Source organism: Clostridium sp. YIM B02551 (assembly GCF_022324735.1).
GTDB classification, from domain to species: domain Bacteria; phylum Bacillota; class Clostridia; order Clostridiales; family Clostridiaceae; genus Clostridium_T; species Clostridium_T paridis.
Map to the genome: position 1 here is coordinate 49,488 of NZ_JAKGTF010000010.1, position 18,934 is coordinate 68,421.

General features: G+C 30.0%; 16 protein-coding genes. 2 read left to right on the forward strand and 14 right to left on the reverse strand.

Annotated elements, in window-relative coordinates; translation table 11 throughout:
* Positions 1 to 22: 22 nt before the first annotated feature.
* The 4 genes from L1S47_RS12955 to L1S47_RS12970 all read right to left on the reverse strand — a co-directional run bounded on the left by L1S47_RS12955 (position 23) and on the right by L1S47_RS12970 (position 5,491).
* Positions 23 to 2,197, reverse strand: a complete 2,175-nt coding sequence (locus L1S47_RS12955; protein WP_238883956.1) for a methyl-accepting chemotaxis protein — start codon at positions 2,195 to 2,197, stop codon at positions 23 to 25.
* Positions 2,198 to 2,325: 128 nt separating this feature from the next.
* The gene (locus L1S47_RS12960; protein WP_238883957.1) at positions 2,326 to 2,688 is read right to left on the reverse strand and encodes a P-II family nitrogen regulator; all 363 of its coding nucleotides are present in this window, start codon (positions 2,686 to 2,688) and stop codon (positions 2,326 to 2,328) included.
* Positions 2,689 to 2,809: 121 nt separating this feature from the next.
* Entirely contained in the window at positions 2,810 to 4,054 is a 1,245-nt protein-coding gene (locus L1S47_RS12965; RefSeq protein WP_238883958.1) for an ammonium transporter, read from the reverse strand.
* Positions 4,055 to 4,312: 258 nt separating this feature from the next.
* Positions 4,313 to 5,491 (reverse strand): DUF116 domain-containing protein, encoded by a 1,179-nt coding sequence (locus L1S47_RS12970; RefSeq protein ID WP_238883959.1) that lies wholly within the window; start codon positions 5,489 to 5,491, stop codon positions 4,313 to 4,315.
* 93 nt (positions 5,492 to 5,584) lie between these two features.
* Here L1S47_RS12970 and L1S47_RS12975 point away from each other — a divergent pair, with 93 nt between their 5' ends.
* Together L1S47_RS12975 and L1S47_RS12980 are read left to right on the forward strand one after the other, a co-directional pair.
* A complete protein-coding gene (locus L1S47_RS12975) occupies positions 5,585 to 5,947 on the forward strand; it encodes a hypothetical protein (protein WP_238883960.1) in 363 nt (120 codons plus the stop codon).
* Positions 5,948 to 5,989: 42 nt separating this feature from the next.
* Positions 5,990 to 6,832 (forward strand): hypothetical protein, encoded by an 843-nt coding sequence (locus tag L1S47_RS12980; protein WP_238883961.1) that lies wholly within the window; start codon positions 5,990 to 5,992, stop codon positions 6,830 to 6,832.
* Positions 6,833 to 6,878: 46 nt separating this feature from the next.
* On the opposite strand, the gene ribA is transcribed toward L1S47_RS12980, so the two are convergent.
* The 10 genes from ribA to L1S47_RS13030 all read right to left on the reverse strand — a co-directional run bounded on the left by ribA (position 6,879) and on the right by L1S47_RS13030 (position 18,800).
* Positions 6,879 to 8,066: a GTP cyclohydrolase II gene (gene ribA, locus L1S47_RS12985; RefSeq protein WP_238883962.1), complete on the reverse strand. Its 1,188-nt coding sequence runs from the start codon at positions 8,064 to 8,066 to the stop codon at positions 6,879 to 6,881.
* Positions 8,067 to 8,087: 21 nt separating this feature from the next.
* Positions 8,088 to 9,143, reverse strand: a complete 1,056-nt coding sequence (ribD, locus tag L1S47_RS12990) for a bifunctional diaminohydroxyphosphoribosylaminopyrimidine deaminase/5-amino-6-(5-phosphoribosylamino)uracil reductase RibD (RefSeq protein ID WP_238883963.1) — start codon at positions 9,141 to 9,143, stop codon at positions 8,088 to 8,090.
* Positions 9,144 to 9,250: 107 nt separating this feature from the next.
* Positions 9,251 to 11,137 (reverse strand): ribosomal protection-like ABC-F family protein, encoded by a 1,887-nt coding sequence (gene abc-f, locus L1S47_RS12995; RefSeq protein ID WP_238883964.1) that lies wholly within the window; start codon positions 11,135 to 11,137, stop codon positions 9,251 to 9,253.
* A 588-nt stretch (positions 11,138 to 11,725) separates the two neighbouring features.
* Complete coding sequence (locus L1S47_RS13000; RefSeq protein ID WP_238883965.1) at positions 11,726 to 11,884, reverse strand: hypothetical protein; 159 nt, start codon at positions 11,882 to 11,884, stop codon at positions 11,726 to 11,728.
* A gap of 421 nt (positions 11,885 to 12,305) precedes the next feature.
* The gene (locus L1S47_RS13005; RefSeq protein ID WP_238883966.1) at positions 12,306 to 13,325 is read right to left on the reverse strand and encodes an acyl-CoA desaturase; all 1,020 of its coding nucleotides are present in this window, start codon (positions 13,323 to 13,325) and stop codon (positions 12,306 to 12,308) included.
* A 308-nt stretch (positions 13,326 to 13,633) separates the two neighbouring features.
* The gene (locus L1S47_RS13010; RefSeq protein WP_238883967.1) at positions 13,634 to 14,710 is read right to left on the reverse strand and encodes an ABC transporter permease; all 1,077 of its coding nucleotides are present in this window, start codon (positions 14,708 to 14,710) and stop codon (positions 13,634 to 13,636) included.
* 2 nt (positions 14,711 to 14,712) lie between these two features.
* On the reverse strand, positions 14,713 to 15,852 hold the full coding sequence (locus tag L1S47_RS13015; RefSeq protein ID WP_238883968.1) for an ABC transporter permease: 1,140 nt from the start codon (positions 15,850 to 15,852) through the stop codon (positions 14,713 to 14,715).
* Between the two features lie 2 nt (positions 15,853 to 15,854).
* Entirely contained in the window at positions 15,855 to 16,799 is a 945-nt protein-coding gene (locus L1S47_RS13020) for an ABC transporter ATP-binding protein (RefSeq protein WP_238883969.1), read from the reverse strand.
* Between the two features lie 154 nt (positions 16,800 to 16,953).
* Complete coding sequence (locus tag L1S47_RS13025) at positions 16,954 to 17,607, reverse strand: response regulator transcription factor (RefSeq protein WP_238883970.1); 654 nt, start codon at positions 17,605 to 17,607, stop codon at positions 16,954 to 16,956.
* Positions 17,608 to 17,630: 23 nt separating this feature from the next.
* Positions 17,631 to 18,800 carry a sensor histidine kinase gene (locus tag L1S47_RS13030; RefSeq protein WP_238883971.1) on the reverse strand — a complete coding sequence of 390 codons (1,170 nt, stop codon included), beginning with the start codon at positions 18,798 to 18,800 and terminating at the stop codon, positions 17,631 to 17,633.
* Between the last annotated feature and the right edge of the window lie 134 nt (positions 18,801 to 18,934).

Sequence of the window (18,934 nt, forward strand, 5' to 3'; positions counted from 1 at the left end):
CAGCATTTTAATATACTAGATACTATACAATCTTAAACCCGCCTACAATTTCTTCTAAGTTATCTGATGAATATACCATTACTTCAGAAACTTGTTTTAATTGGATAATTTGCCTTAATATATCCTCTACAAGACCAAGAGATTCTTCACTACTACTTGCGTCTTGAAGTGTATTTTTTCTTATCACTTCGGCCATTTTATTTATCTCTATATCTACTTGATTAACTGCAATACTTTGATTATTGGTAATCTTAGATATAGACTCCATAGTTCTAGTTACCTCTGTTATATTATTTGATATTAACTCAAAAGATTTAATTGCTTCTTTAGTACTTATAACAGATTTTTTTACACTTGAATTAATCTGCACAATTGCTTCAGAAGTATTCTTTGTTTCTAATTGAATATTTCTTACAATTTCACTGATAGAAGCTGTTGATTCCTCTGTTTCAGAAGCTAACTTTGATATTTCTTGAGCAACTATAGAAAAGCCCTTACCTGCTTCACCTGCTCTTGCAGCTTCAATAGTTGCATTAAGTGATAGTAATTGAGTTTGTTTACTAATGCTACTAATAACACTTATAACTTGTGATATTTCACTTGATCTTTTTTGTAATAATCCTATACTTTTTAATGTTCTCTCCATTATCCTATCAAGTTCTTCCATAGAATTTAATACCTCTTCAGAAGATCCATTTGCTTCAACTGCATACTTACTTGTTTTTATAGCTTTTTCAGTAACTTGATTAATCAACTCGTCCATTTCCTTAATCGAAGTAGATATATTATTAAACTGTGCTTTATTATTTTGAATTAGTTCATTTTGATTGTTTGTATTTAATAGTAAACTTTCTACAGTCCCAGCTATCACCTTCATACTATTTTTTATATTTTCTGTTAACTCTGAAACTGCTTTTATTGATTGTTTTGTAGTTTTAGCTGATGTTCCAACTCTCTTAACCATATTCATTTGATTATTTATAAATTTATTAAACCATCTAGACAGCTCTCCTATTTCATCTGATGATAGCTTTTCTACCCTTTTGGTTAAATCTCCTTCTCCCTCTGCAATCATATGTAATATAGAAACAGTTGTATTTAAAGGCTTTACAATAATTTTTTTAGAAATAAAATACGTTGCTAATGTTATTATAATCCAAGTAGCTATGTCACTAACAATGCCAAAGTTCCCAACCTTTGCTGTTATTACTCTACTTACTATTAGAAATAACGCTGTTATTATAGATGTAACCAATGGAATTCTTAAATTTACACTTCTGAAATTATATATTTCAGCTATGTCTCCTTCACACATCATTCCCCAAACTTCATTAGAATATGGTGGTCTAATTATTGTTCCTTTTCCTCCAACCATGATGTGTCTATAATCCGGATATCCTGGCCAACAATCTAGATTCTCCTCGTTTCCCATGGTCTTTTGTATACCTGGATGAAGTTTTCCTGTAGCCGGATCATTAAAAATCACTTCAAACTCAGTATGTTTATTAATTTTTACTACTCCCCACTTGCTAGTCTTTACACCATCCTTTAAATTTTCACCCATTGTAAATGTATTATCTTCAAATCTACTTCTTGATATAGCTGTTCCTGGCAAAATATCTCTATCACTTTTTATCATGAATAGATAATTATCTCCAGAATCTTTATAAATATGAGTATCCTCATCTTGAATTACATTACTCATGTCATCATTCAAGACCCTTGTACATAATATTCTTCTCTCATTATTCTCATTTCTATAAGGAATTGAAAACAACAACGTAACTTCATCAAAAAACTTTTTATTAGACAGATTTAATTCCAAGGTTTTTTCATCATTGTATGGTCCATACATAAGCTGATTACCACTTATCCCCTCTTCAAAGTTAGGAAATATGCTCATATCATCTCCTATATGTTTTTGACATGTTGAAATAATAACTTTTCCAGCTTCATTAATAACTAAGAGTTCGCTAAAATCGTTGTAATATTTTAGTTTATCCTCAAGCTCTAAATTAATTTCCCTACTGTCTTCATCTAAGCTTTTAATTGTATTCATTGTGGTTTCTAATTGCACCCACTTATCCCTAAACCAATTTTCAAGAGCTTTCTTTCTCCCCCTAGAAATACCCTCAAAAACCATTTCAGAATGGCTTTTTAAGTTCCTATTCAGCAAATAATTTAACCTTAATTTCATTTATAGCCCCCCTTATTTTATAAAAAAAAGAGGGCATCCCCCATTAGGATGTCCTCTTTGACATGTATATACTTTTAAATATATAATATTTATTCTTTGTAGTCAATTTATTTATCAATTTTATCAGATTATTTGCTATCTTGGAGAGCGTCCCAACCTTCTTCTCCAGTTCTAATACGAATAACATTTGCTAATTCATAAACAAATATCTTACCATCCCCAATTTCACCAGTTCTCAAAACCTTTTTTGCAGTATCGACAACCACTTCAACTGGTATTTCACTTACTACTATTTCTACCTTTATTTTAGGCAGCAAATTAACTTCTACTGCTACACCTCTATAATACTCTTTATATCCTTTTTGCATTCCACAACCTAGTACATTAGAAACAGTCATTCCTGTAACCCCTATATGGTTTAATGCATCTTTAAGTTCATCAAATTTATTTGCTCTTGTTATAATATCAACTTTCATAAGCTTTTTATCCATATAACTTACCACCCCCATAAGTTCATAATACTATATACTTAATAGCATAGTCTACTATTTATACTTCCCCATTGAGTAAAAAAAATAACCTTAAGTAACTTAAGGTTATTTTAACTATCTACTATACATTTAATCCTGTATATGCTCCCTCACCATGTAATGATATATCTAATCCTTCTGACTCCTGAGACTCATCAGTTCTTATTTTCATAACAAAACTCATTACTTTTAATATTATAAAGGTTACTACTGCTGCATATAAAGCAACCGATACTGCTGAAATAAGGTGAACTTTCAATAATTCAAAGTTGCCATATATAACTCCATTTGCTCCTGCCGGATTAATATCTTTAGATGCAAATATTGCAGTTCCAATAGCACCCCAAATCCCCGCAACTCCATGGCATCCAAAGGCATCTAATGCATCATCATATCCAAGTTTTGCTTTTAATACTGCTATTGCAAGAAAACTTAATATTCCTCCAACAAATCCTAAGACAACAGCTGACATAGGGCTTACATATCCAGCTCCTTGTGTTATGGCCACTAGTCCTGCTATAGCTCCACTTATAGTTCCTAAAGCTGTAGGTTTCTTATAAAGAATCCATTCACAAGCAACCCAAGCAATTGCTCCTGCTGCTGCAGAAGTATTGGTGGTTACAAATGCATTAATTGCTACATAATTCATAGAAAGAGCACTTCCAGCATTAAAACCAAACCAACCAAACCACAAAATACCGCCTCCTAGTATTGCCATTGGTATATGATGAGGCTCAGGTTTTCTCTTTTTTCTTTTTCCAATAAATATTGCTGCAATAAGCCCAGAAACACCTGAATTTATTTCAACTACATTCCCACCTGCAAAATCCAATACCCCAAGTTTTTTTAGCCACCCCATATGCTCTCCATTACTTCCCCATACCCAGTGAGCGATAGGATCATAAACTAAGGTACTCCATAAAAGCATAAATATTAAGAATGCTGGAAATCTCATACGCTCAGCAAAAGAACCTGATATTACTGCAGCAGTAATAGCTGCAAACATCAATTGAAATATTACAAATTCTAAGTGAGGAATAGTACTTGCATAATCTGCATTAGGAGTTATTCCTACATTTTTTAGAAAACCCCAATCAAATCCCCCGATTATTCCTTTTATGTCTGGCCCAAAAGCCAAAGTATAACCTACTATTATCCATTGTATTGAAATAATAGCTAAGGCTGCATAACTATGTACTGTTGTACTTAACACATTTTTACTCTTTACCATTCCACCATAAAACAATGCTAACCCAGGAACCATTAGCATTACTAAGGCTGCTGAAATAAAGACAAAACCCATATCAGCTCCATTTAACATATTCATTTTTCTACCCCCATTTTCAATTAACTTAGCAATTCAACTTAATTTATTTTTTTGCATAAAAAAAGCGTAGACATCCCAAACAATATACACCCCCCAGTGTATATTAAAATTGAAATGAAAACGCCATAGTTTTCCTAAATTTTTATTTATCAACTAGTTCTAATTCTACTTTCATATTTTTTATATGTCAAGATTACTTTCTATATAATTGCCCCTGCCTATAATATTTAATAATTTGTTTAATATTTAGTATAATTTTTACTTTATATTAATGTCTGCAGAAGTGTCACTTATTGCTAATACGGTAAATAGCTTATTAATATCTAAGTTAGTTATAATTCCTTCTTCATCCCAATGATTTTTACATCCACAATAATTAAGAATTACACATTGAGGGATAAATCCTATACTCTTCGCCTTCATTCCTCCCGAGATGAGATTAAGTACACATGCCACACCAATAATGCCTATACTTTTATCTTCAATATTGGTGTTTTCATATATTAGAGATTCATGTGGAATTACAAAAACTTTAACTCCATATTTTTTACCCATTAATGATAACTTGCTCACAGCACAATCACTTTTGCAGTTAATGCATACATACCCGTATTCTGTTCTTATTCCCCTGCACTCTTCTTCTAAATTGTTTCTCATGCAGCCTGGTAAAAGAATTCTCTTTTCATCAGTCTTTAGGAAATCTTCTCTATATATTCTATTGAGTATTTCTGCTCCAACCATGTTTAAATGATATTGAACTTCTCTCTTTCCACAATATATAACATCCTCTTTCCAGGTATGACTAGGATAAACTTCTCTTAGAAAGCTCCCTACTCCCTTAGTATAAACGCCTAATGTAATTTTACTCTTTTCCTCAAATTCATTTGCAATTTTAATACTCCTAGTCAGAAATTGGTAAATTTCTTCTTTATTTTTTGTTTTTAAGTAATTACTCCATTCTTGTAGACACTTAACTTCATATATAAATTCTCCAGTTGCTTTTAACCATTGAATTAGTTTATTTAGATTATTAAAAGACCTGGTCACATCTTTTCTCAAGCTCTTATTGTTCTTAGAAATAATGGTAGAAAGAAAGCCTTTTATTTTTATTCTTACTTTTTTCATCTTCTTTCCTTTTACCCTAAAATATACAGTCTTAGTCAATATTGTTTTGGAGAGTAACCTAGATTTTATAGCATTATTAATGTATTCATTCCAAAGCACGCCTAGGATTAATATCTCTAAGTAATACTCTTCTTTCTTTTTTAGTTTTTTAGGATCAATTCTATTCTGGTATTCCATACGATTTTCTACAAATACTCCTACGTTTTCTTTAACATATCCTACTATCTCTTTTGAAAATCTCTTTATTACATCATAGTATTCTTCAGCTGAATTTTTCTCATCACCCAGATAATATGTTATTACTTTCCCCATATCCTCACCCACTAAAAATATTTACCACCTTTTTACATATCTGCTATATAATATTATTGTAAACTAAAAAGATGCATTGGGGGATATTTTATTTTGAAAACTACCAAAATTGATTTTTTAAATTCATATTATAGAAAACTTTGGTGGCAATCTGATACTAACTTACTTATAGACCTAAGAAAATATAGTTATTCGGATAAAAAATTTAACGAGAAAGATTTAAATATATTGATAGACACCATGATAAAAAAGCTTCAAACTTTTCCAAAGGAATCTGATAACCAAGTTCTTTGGAAAAATGACTTTAAAGACCATATAGATACTATCTTTAAAGAAAATATATTTTTTAGTGGAATAAGTTCAGAAATGAAAGATGCTTTTCTCATAAGTACAAGTAGATTTATAAAGGAATGTAAGTACTTTGATTCAACCTTGCCATTCACTGATATAGGGTAAGCCCTGCGGAATGTTTGGATAATTAATATTTTTCAAGAGGTATTGGGCAAAAAGATCGAATTTACTAGTGCTATTTTGGGTTACAGCCTTCTTTATCCTTATACAGATAACTTTCTTGATAATACTACTATCTCAATACATAGCAAAAAGACTTTTAATACTAACCTTTCCAAACGGCTTGAGGGAGAGTTGATTGCTCCAGCTTCTTCTCATGAAGAACAAGTATTTAACCTTATTTCTTTAATTGAGGCTAAATATAATAGAGAATACTATCCAAATGTCTATAATTCTCTACTATATATACAAAATGCTCAAGAAAAGAGCTTAATGCAGCAAGGATATAAAAGCATTCCTTATGAAGTGGATATCTTAGATATATCTATTGAAAAAGGAGGTTCATCGGTATTAGCTGATGGTTATTTAATTGATGGAAATCTATCGGAGGAAGAAGAAATATTTGCTTATGGATATGGATTTATTCTTCAACTCTGCGATGATCTTCAAGATTTTAAAAATGATTTGGTTAATAATCACATGACACTAATGTCTCAACTATCTGGCAAGTACCCGCTTGATACTATTGTAAGCAAATTAATTAATTTAACTACTCACATAATAGACTCTTCTACTTGTTTTCGCAGTAAAAATAGTAGCTTCTTAAAGTCATTTATTAAAAATAACTGTATTTTAATGATTCTTTTTGCAATTACAGATAGTAAAAACTTTTTTTCTAAAGATTATATTTCATATATTGAACAATTCTTACCTTACACCCTAAGGTATACAAGGAATTTAAAAAATAAGCTAATGAAGAAACTTAATAAATTAAATATATCTCTTACTGATTATTCTTTAGATTATATTATTATGTTCTTACTAGAATAGAAAAACCCAATAGCTTGTTAACCAGGCAAGCTATTGGGTTCTTAAATTAATATAAATGTCCCATTTTTTCTTTTTTAGTTTTAAAATATCTTTCATTATGAAGATTTGTCTCCATTACTAATGGAACTCTCTCTACAATATTAATTCCATGACCTTTAAGTCCAACTATCTTTTTAGGATTATTAGTCATTAATCTTATTTTCCTTACTTTTAATTCACTTAAAATCTGTGCACCAATTCCGTAATCTCTCATGTCAGCTGGGAATCCTAATGCTATATTAGCTTCCTCAGTATCCATACCCTCTTCTTGAAGTTTATAAGCTTTAATTTTGTTAATTAAACCAATTCCTCTTCCTTCTTGTCTTAAATATAAAAGTACTCCTTTTCCTTCTTTTTCAATTGCTGCTAATGCTGATGCCAATTGTTCTCCACAGTCACATTTTAAAGAATGAAAGGCATCTCCTGTTAAGCATTCTGAGTGTACCCTTACAAGAACTTCATCCTCTTCATTAATATCACCTTTCACTAGAGCTACATGATGTTCACCATTTAATTTATTAACAAATCCAATCATTTTGAAGTTTCCATAAGCTGTAGGTAGTCCAGCCTCTGCTTCTCTAACAACATAGCACTCACTCTCTCTTCTATATGCAATCAAATCCTCTATCGATATTATACTAAAGTTATTAGTTATGGATAGATCCACTAACTCAGATAGTTTTGCTAAAGAACCTTCATCATTCAACACTTCACATACTACTCCTGAAGGATTTAATCCAGCTAATGTAGCTAAATCAACTATAGCTTCACCTCTTGCAGCTCTTTTAAGTACTCCTCCTTTTAAGGTTCTAATTGGAAACACATGTCCAGGAACCCTAAAATTCTTTCTACTAATACCTGGTTCTATTAACTTCTTAATAGTTAAAACTCTATCCTGAACGTCTACTCCATTTTTTGCTTCTTCATAATCTACAGACAAAGTATAATCCCCTTTGCCCCTTTCAAGAGTCTTTTCTGCTATTTCTGGCAAATTAAGTTCTTCAAGTCTTTCTTCTGTCAATGCAACTGAAATAAGTCCTCCTCCATTTTTTATCATGAAGTTCAAAACTTCTTTTGTAACTTTTTCTGCTGAAGCTACTAAAACCCCTGTATTATCCTTATTATCATCATCTACTACTATAACTAACTTACCTTCTTTAATATCTTTTATTGCATCTTCAATCTTCGCAAACATATTTTTCCTCCTTTTATTCACCTAAATATATCCTTTAAAAATAACATCATTTCCTACAATCTCATGTTTAACATTTTTTAATACAATAGCATCCTTCATCCTTTCAATTCCAACTCCTCCAACAGGAGTTATAGCATCTTTTCCACCAATAATCTTTGGCGCTATTGCTGCATACACCTTGTTTACAAGTCCACTTTCAAAGGCTGATGCCAATACTGAGCTTCCACCCTCAATATAGAGAGAATCAATTTTCATTTCTCCTAAAGCTTTCACTATATCCTTAAACTCTATTCTATTATTTTTTTCTTTTATCTTAATTAACTGTACTCCTTTATTAACTAAAAATTTTTCTTTATCTTCTGGAATATTAATTGAACATATTATTAATGTTTTAGTATCACTATCTACCTTTAAGACATTTGCTTCAGGAGATATATCACCATACTTAGATAAAATTACTCTTAAAGGATTGGATATCTGAACACCTTCTAATCTAGTGGTAAGCATAGGATTGTCCTGCCTCACGGTATTTTCTCCTACCATAATTGCAGCAACTCTTTGTCTTAAATGATGGACAAATCTCAAACTTTCTTCTCCACTTATCCATTTAGAATCACCTGTTTTAGTTGCTAGCTTTCCATCCAAAGTCATTGCCCACTTCGTAAACACAAAAGGTGTTTTAAACAAAGTATAATGCTTATAGATTTCATTTAACTCTTCACAGTCTTCCTTTAGTATGCCGATATTAACTTCAATGCCACTTGATATAAACTTCTCTATATTACTTTTAGCCCTATCTGGATTTAACATTCCAATATATAACTTTTTTATTCCACTACTAACTATTATATCAAACTCAGGTTCAAGGTTTATATATAATTCTGATCCATCTATATCTTCTTTTATGGTAGATAATATTTCTTCTATTGCTGATGGAGCCCCATATTCTTTGTGATATCCTTCACCTATTACTCTATTATCTTTTACTAATACAGCTCCAACTAATGGATCTGGATTTACAAAACCTACTGCTTTTTCTGCAAGTTCAATAGCTCTTTTCATATAGAATTCCTTCATGATTTTATCCCCCCAAAGAATTCAAAAATTCACTAATATTTTACTTAATGTAGCACATGAAAATTTCGCTGTCAAGTTATTTGATAATTATTATCACCTGATTCAACTTATTCATTTATCTTTATCCATTTTTCTAGAAGGGTCTCTAACTTTTCCTGTAAGTTTTCCTTTATGGAAAGACATTTATTAAGCTCTTCATAATCACTTCCAAGCGAACTCATTCTAGCATCTAAATCTGTTATTTCTCTCTCAATATCATTTATATTATTCTCTAGTTCTTCTATTTGTCTCTTACTTGGAATGATCTCTTTTGTTCTATGAGACTTCTTTATAGGTTCTTCTTTCTCAATAAATACTTGACTTATTTTTCTTAAACTTTCATCTTTTTTTATCTTGTAGTAATCAAAATTCCCCTCATAACTAATAAACTTCTTATTACTAAGCTCAATAATTCTGCTACCAATTTTATTTATAAAATATCTATCATGGGATATAAAAAATATAGTCCCTTGAAAATCTTCTAGCGCATCTTCTAAAGTTTCTATAGAATCAATATCTAAGTGATTTGTAGGCTCATCTAATATCAATAAATTCACATCTTTAAATAGAAGTTTACTTAGCATTAATCTAGTTTTTTCTCCTCCAGATAGACTTCCAACCTTTTTATAAACACTCTCTCCAAAGAACATGAATCTTGCTAGATATTCTCTTGCCTTACCTTCCAAGATTTGAATATCTTCTCTAAAGCACTCTAGTATTGTCGCATTATCATTATTAAATTCAATACTTTGTGGTAAATAAGTTGCTCTTACACTTTCACCTAATTTTATTATTCCGCTATCAATATCCTCATATCCTAATAAGATTTTTAAAAATGTTGATTTCCCACATCCATTGGGACCAATTAAGGCAACTTTCTCTCCGTATGAAACATTAAAATCTCCATTAACAAATAGTTTCTTATCCCCAAATGTCTTATGAGCCTCTTTAACTTTAATTACTTCTTCCCCTGATCTTTCTTCTAGCATCATATTAAGCTTCATATTTTTTTTATTTAAATTAGGCTTATTAACCTTATCCATTTTATCTAATCTTTTTTGCATACTGGCTGCTCTTCTAAAAAATTTACCATTATCTCCTCTGATTGCCCAATCCCTTAAATTCTTTATAGACTTTTCCATTTGGTCTATCTTTTTTTGTTGGTCACTATATGCTTGATACTGCAAAAGCAAATCTTCATCTTTCTTTTTTACATAAGCAGAGTAATTCCCTTGATAAGAAGTACTTTTATTATCTTCTAATTCTACTATACTAGTAGCCGCCCTATCTAAAAAATACCTATCATGTGATACTATAATAATAGTTCCGCTATATTGCTTTATATAACCTTCAAGCCATTCTAACGACTCCATATCTAAGTGATTAGTTGGTTCATCTAAAAGTAATATATCCGGGTTTTCTAATAGTATCTTCCCTAGCATTACTGTGGTTTTTTCTCCTCCACTTAATAGATTAAATGTCATATTTAGCATATCATCACTTAGCTTAAGCCCCTGAGAAACCTTATTTAGTTTTTCTTCCTTATCATATCCCCCCAAGATCTCATATCTCTGTTGTACTTCACTATACTGACTAAATACTTTTTCTAATTCCTTTTCGCTGGAATTGCTCATTTTCTCTTCTAAATCAGCCATATCTATTTCAAGCTTATTTATCTCTATAAATGCAGTATTTAAGGCATCTCTTCCTGTATATTCTTCTGGGTAATTAGGTATTTGCTTTAAGTATCCTACTTTTGCACCTTTTCTAATACTTAAGGTTCCACCATCAAATTCTTCATGACCTGATATTATTTCTAATATGGTGCTTTTTCCACTTCCATTTCTTCCTACTAATCCTATTCTTTCTCCCTTGTGTACCTCAAAGCTTACTGATTCTAGAACTAAATTTGCTCCATAATACTTAACTAAATCTTTCAAAGCTATTTCTATCATATTTCTCTTCCTTTCTTAAATCAGGTAGGTGCTACTTTCCGAATCCACGTCTTAAGAAAGTTTTTATTCATATAAAACAAAAAATCCGGACAAGTATATTCCTGCCTGGATTCCATAAAAAAGTATATACTAACCCATATACTTTTAGCCATATAAAAACCGGGCAAGACCACCTTACCCGGATATCATTTCTTTTAATATAATATATCTGGTTATAGATGAATTACTTGCTTAATGTTGAAAATATACAATTTTAGACGCACTTATCCCGTTAAATAAAGAATTTGCTGAAATTCTTACAGATATTGCTCTAATTTTGTTCATTCTATCAACATAGCAATTATTCATTTTCTATCCTCCTTTTGATATATTTACTAAGATTATACTGTAAAATTTTAGTTAAATCAACAGTGTATTTAAAAACATAAAATTTCTATATCTGTACATTATATTATTTATACTTATATTTTGTTCATAAGGGGCCAATATTATGACTAAAAAATCACTTGTGAAGTTATTTATTTATATAAATTTTATCTTGTATTTTTCATTCCTATTAATGGACATATATAATAGGGATTCTTATAATTATGCTTCTATTTGCCTAAAATATTCTACAATATTACTTTGCTTTGTCTTAAGTTTATTTATAGGAAATGATTGCATTAATAAAAGGGATCTTTTATTTTTGCAATCTGCTAGGTTTTTTACACTTTTAGCTGATTTATTCCTTGTTCTCTCTGGCAAACTTTTTTTAGGAATATTCTTTTTTATATTAGTTCAGTACTCGTATTTATTTAGATCTTTAACTAAAAAATCCTTAGTACTTATTTCAATCATACTGTCATTGTTTTTGATTCCAACATTCATAGTATTTTCTTATAGACTCAGCAATATAAGTCTATTTATAATTGCACTATATTACGGAATATTACTACTAACAAATTTGATAATAGCCTCAAAGAAATACAAATATCACCATATAATTTTTTGGGGAATGCTCTTATTTTGTTTATGCGATATTAATGTTGCTCTGTATAACTTAAGCTCTAACTTTAATTTTACTAATATAAGCTTTATTCCATTTGGCTTTCTAATTTGGCTTTTTTATTTTCCATCACAATTACTGCTTACCCTTAGCGGATTTAAATCTAGCTACTTTGAAAGACTACTTTAATTCTTTATATAAGGTGTTGTATACTCTGCATTTCTCTGGATCTATAAGATTGACTTCTTTATAATATATCCTAGGAGTTTTCCAGAGTGAGATTAGTGCTGAAGACAAACTCATTTCATTATATCTTTCAGGCCAGTATTTAACTATATGTTGTTTAATTAATGGATAGTATTTAGGATTCATTCTAGGAAATAAGTGGTGTTCTGTATGATAAGAAAAATTAAAGTGTAATATATCAATCCACTTAGGAACCCTTACTGATAAACTATTGATTAAAGGATCATTTATCTCTACTAGCGGATTTAATCTATGATTTGTTGATATATATGCCATTACTATAAAGTTTCCTATTAACACAGGCATTAAATATATAAAGGTCCACTTAGTGATTCCTACATAAAACAATAATCCAATCCAGACTGTCCAAGGTACTATGAATTGTGCCCAAAGTGTCAACTTTCCTTTTTCTTTAATATCTAGAATATATTCTACAAACATTCTTGTTGAATGAATGGTAAAAGTAATACTTAGTGATATAAAGCTAACAAGAGATCTCAATTGCAAAGGAATTTTATATATTAATACTATAAATGGTCTTTTTAAATACTTCTCTAAACTCATCCACGCATCTGGATCCTTTTCTTCGTTTTGAGTATAGGCATGATGATTCATGTTATGCCACTTTACCCAAAGCTTAGGCCCTACGCTAAGAGGGAAAAAAGCAACGGCTCCTAAAAGGTTTTTAAGCCAAGAAGTTTTAACTACCGAACCATGGAGAATTTCATGACCTAAAAAACCCATTGCTGCAAAACTAAATCCTAGTACAATTGATATAATAAAATTACTGATTAAATTCATTTTTGTTAAAGCTATAATTAATATTCCTGTTATTATAACTATTGAATATGCAAGCCCTCCCAATAGTCTAGTGGGAGAAGTCTTAAACACCTTCTTAGGTAACTCAGGAATTATTTTGCTTGCATACCAACTTATATTATGAAGATTATTCATTGTCATTTCACCTCTTGAAAATTTAAATTTAAACTAATACTTTGATTGTCAAAGTATTAGTCTTTAATTAAATGATAATTTTTTTCAATTCATTTGTCAATAATTATTATCTCTTAATATATTTTATCAATTGCCTTTATTATATATTCCTATATTTTAATAAATACTTGAAAACTGTTTGCGAGAAGTGTTGATGAAACTCATCAACACTTCCTGCAAACAGTTTTGTAATGCAAATAATATCTATAACTTACTATTAAAAGAGCCAAGCACCACATTTAATATAAGTGGTGCTTGGCTCTTATTTTCTATTCTATAAAGTTCTTAACTTTAAAGGTGCCTGCTGTAAACAAGACTACTGCAAATAAGATTACTACTAGTGATAACCACGCATTACCTGTATTTATTGATTGTAATGCCCAATATTGTGGTGTGAATTTTGAAAGAACAGTAATACTCTTAGGCAAATATTCGATTGGCATGAAACTTCCCCCAACAAAGCAAGAAACCGAAATAACTATTTGTAAAACTGCTTGTAACATACTCTCATTCTTAATTATTCTTGATACAAATACTCCAAGACTTAATGATACCAATGATAGTGCTGCTATATTAATTAATATAACTGGAGCTTCGGAAGGATCTCCTAATGAGTTTATAGTTAAGTTTGCTAGATATACAATCCCATATCCTATTGCGGCTAAAATAAACATTGCCACTAAAACTCCGCCAATTATGGTTTTTGAGGTATTTGAGGTAGTAAAGCTTGTTGATAAAATATTTTGTTTCTTAAGTCCTAAAAGCTCTATTGTTATTCCTATGGCTCCAAAAAGTACAAAACTTATTATCATATTAAGCATTACTATATCTCCAGTTGTTTTTGCATTTTTACCAGTAACCTCAATGTTAGATTTATTATAACTTAAATCTTCTAGTGAAATCTTTTGTCCGCTCTTTTCAAATTTTTCTCTTAAAAGCATTTTTGTAACTATTGAATTAGCATTAAACTCAAAATTACTTTGTCCTCCACTTTCTAATTTTACAGCTTGAATTTGTGGTTTTTCTCCCTTGGATATCTCTTCAGTAAAATTCTCTGGAATTTCATAGTATACTGAGATTTGTTTTTTCTTTAGTTTTTCAACCCCTTCTTCTTTAGAATATTCTTTAATCGAATTACTCTTACTATATTCCTTTATAAACTCACTTCCGTAGCTTCCTTTGTCATTATTTACTATGATACTTTGATTATCACTACTTGAAAATTTATTAAAAGCATAACCTAGAGCTAAAGTCAAACTTAGCGGTATTAAAAAGCTTATAGCAAGATTTCTTTTATTTTTTAACATTCTTTTTAGGTTGCTTTTTAGTATTATTAAGAATCTCATAACTAATCCTCCCAGCTAGTTTTAACTTTAATTGTACTGATTACTAATAAACATGCAGATAAACCAATCATTATCATGATTTGAGTTAATGCTCCACTATAACTTTCAGTTATAGATAATCCTTTATATGCATTCAATATAAGTGAATTAGGGGCAAAGTTAGAAAGTACTTGAAGGACTTTAACCTCCATAATGTCTGCACTGTAAAATACTCCTCCAATTATCATTGGCAAAAAGATCAATATAGTCATTATTCCATTTGCAACTTTATCACTCTTAACTAATGCTATTATGGCTCCTATTACTGCTGCCTCAAGAATACTTTGAAGAAATACTATCATTAGCAAGTATAGATAATTTCCTGTAAATGCTGTTCCTAAAAATCTATTTATAGTTACATAAAGTATATTAATAATAAGCGCCATAATCATTGTAAAACTTACATATCCATAGAAGTAATTTAACTTACTATTTGGTGTGGAGAAAACTCTTTTTAATATTCCCTTTTTTCTTTCATTATAAAATCCTTTAATTAATAGACTAATAAGCATAATTGAAGTAAAACTAAATAGAGATATTGTGTAATACTCTCTTGAACCTAGAGTTCTATAGCCTTCTACTATCTTTTCCTTTACTGTAGGTGTATTAGAATTCTCTTGTAAGCTCATAAGAATGCTACTTGTCATCTGACTTTTATCCATAGGTGATAAATTAAGTTTCTCTACATTGGTTTGAATTATTTTATACTGATTTATATTTTCACTAAATGACTTCATAAAGGTTTTTATCATCTCAGTATCATTATCTGAGCCTTTTAACTTTTGTATATTTATATCATTAAAATCTTTACTAATTGTAACCTTGCATTTAAAATCCTCTGTAGCATCACTATTTATAAAGTCCTTTACCTCTTTATTTTTCAATATAGAAGTTAATAGTTCTCCTTCTTTGCTATCTTTATCATACCTAATTTCAACCTTTATAGGCTCAAAAGAGCTTTTTCCTGTAAACATATCTTCTTCCATGATTCCATAGATATATGCCATTACCATAGGAAAAAGAAAGAACGCTATTATAATTGTCATTTTATTTGTATTAATGTAAGATACTAAATTTCTTTTTATATGAGGAAATAATTTCATCACTACTCCTCCTTATCTCTTAAATTTTTACCTGTTAGGGTTAAAAATACTTCTTCTAGATTAGGTTCTTCTATTCCAATATTTCTTACCATAACTTTATGCTTTGAAATAACATCCAAAAGTTCATTTAAACTAATATTATCCTTAGCCACGACCTTAATTTCCATATCATTTATATCTACACCCTTAACAGAATTTAGTTTTCTTATATCAAACATTAAATCTTGAATTTCTCCATCTGCTCTAATCTTTATAACCTTATCACTTACTACCATTCTCTTTAGTTCATCTTTACTTCCATAAGCCAATTCCTTACCTAAATCAAGAATCATTATATTGTCACATAATATCTCAACTTCCTCCATGTAGTGAGATGTATAAATTACGGTAGTGTTATTCTCTTTATTCATCTTCTTAACCACATCAAAAATATGATTTCTGGATTGAGGATCAACCCCTACAGTAGGTTCGTCCATTATCAATATTTCTGGATGATGCATCATAGCTGCTACTATATTTAATCTTCTTTTCATTCCTCCAGAGTATTTTTTCACAGGTTTCTTTAAATGCTCTTTTAATGCAGCTAACTCCAAAGCTTCATTTATTCTTTCTTTTAATAAGCTTCCTTTTAATCCGTATAGTCCGCCCCAGTATTCAAGATTTTCTTTTGCAGTTAGACTTTCAAAAAGTGCTATTTCTTGAGGTACTAAACCAATCTTTTCCTTAGCCTTTAAAGGATCTTTTTTGATATTGTACTCTCCTACAATAACCTCACCTTTATCCATTTGTATAAGTCCTACCATTAAGTTTATAAGTGTAGATTTTCCTGCACCATTTGGACCTAACAACCCAAAAATCTCTCCTTTTCTTATTTCAAAAGATACATTATCAAGAACTAATTTATCATTAAATCTTTTAGTTAAATTTTTCACTTCTACAGCTTTCATATTTATTACCTCCATCAATCTTATACATTAATTATATTTTGTTTTAGTTCATTCTCCTATTAGCCTAGGTCATTAAGTGAGATGACTTAAGTCATTTTAATCAATGAAAAAAGCATGCCTAGTGGCATGCCATTTTACATATTTTAAGTTATCCCTAAGCAAGATTGTTTTTAAATGCAAATATAGCTATTTGCGTCCTATCTCTCAAGGATAATTTTGATAGTATAGTAGTAATATTATTTTTAATAGTCCCTTCGGTTAAATACATGACTTCGCCAATCTCTTTATTAGATAATCCTTTGGCTATCTCTATAATTATCTGAATTTCTCTATCCGTAAGACAGGTAGTCTTCTTTAACTCATCTATGTTCTTTTCCCCTTCTGTTTTCTCCACTTTAACTACAAGCTTTGAAACAATATCTGGGTGAACTACTACATTGCCTCCATATACAGCTTTAATTCCACCATATATAAGATCATATGAACTATCCTTAAGTAAATAACCAGATGCTCCATTCTTAAGAGCTTCCTCTATATATTCACTATCTTTAAAAGTCGTTAGCATAAGTATCTTTGTCTTATCACACACTTCTTTTATTAGCTTAGTTCCAAGTACCCCATCACATACTTCCATTCTTATATCCATTAATACTACATCTACATCATTATCTCTGCAAAATTCAAAGGCTTCTTTTCCATTTTCACATAGAGTTACTACTTCTATATCTTCATAGGTTGAAAGTATTATTTTTAAACCTTCCCTTATTAATTTTTCATCATCCACAATTATTATTTTTATCTTATTCATATTTAAACTTCTCCCCAAATTAGTTATACTTCATCTAAGTTAAGCTTAGATTTTTCCATTGTAACAATAAGTTCAAACCCTTTATCTTCATTTGTATGATATTCCAAGGTTCCTGCCCATGCTGCAACTCTTTCCTTAATGCTTCTAAGCCCTACTCCAGGAACTACTTCCTTTGATCCAATACCATTGTCTTTTAAATGAAGCCTTAATCCATCTTCTAAGAAATTTAAAAATATTCTAACTTCAGTAGCCTTCCCATGCCTAATAGAATTAGAGAGGAATTCTTGTATAATTCTATATATAACCATAGTTTGATCAGCATTTAGTTTCCATACTTTATTCGAAACTCTAAATTTTACGTTCACTGAAGTTAATTTCTCAAAGTTCTTAATCATCTCTGAAATAGCTACAATACCTTCATATTCTTCCAATTCTCTTGGTTTCATAGCCCTTACTGCACCCCGAACTCTTGCCATACTTTCTTTTGCAAATTCTCCAAGATTATTAGCCATTAGTGACGCTTCATCTCCATTAACTTTTGCTATTTTCTCTATTGCCCCAAGTTGAATTATAATGGTTGAAAGAGCGTGTCCCACATTATCATGAATTTCTCTAGATATCCTATTCCGTTCTCTTAATAAAGTGATTTCTTCAATTGTATTTACATAAGATTCTAATTCCTTATTAGCCTTCTTCAGTTCTTCATCTTTTTTTCTTAGCCTGTCATACAAATCCTGGGCTTCAACTTTTCTTTCCTCTTCATCCTTAATTCTGACCAATAGAATAATAATTGGTGATACACCTACTGCCCAATATATTATTAAATTGATGTTTTTTGTATATATTAACAATACTGTAATCGCAAGTACAAAAATATATGCGAATATGCTATTAAACTCATATATTATATCCATTAAAATTAAAATAAAAATTATGCTGCCATAGCTTCCTGCAAAATTAAACAAATAAAATGACATAATAATTTCCACCATAAATGATGGTATTGAGTATGCAAGTTTCTTCGGAAATATAAAATATCTTAATTGATTATTAATTATAAAAATCAATATAAGTATTATATAATTTATTCCAAGCTTATTACTATTTTCTCTTACAAAAGAAAATAAAAATATTAGTATGTATCCATATCTTAAGAAAAGCATGTACTTCTCTTTGTTTAGCTTTTCAAACATATATCCTCCTAATTTACTATTATTTAAAATTATGAATTATTTTTCCTCTTATTATATACTTTAACATCAACTTACTATTTATTGCAAAAAAAGTTAACAAAAAAGAGGCCTTAAATTGCCTCTTCCTAAAACAT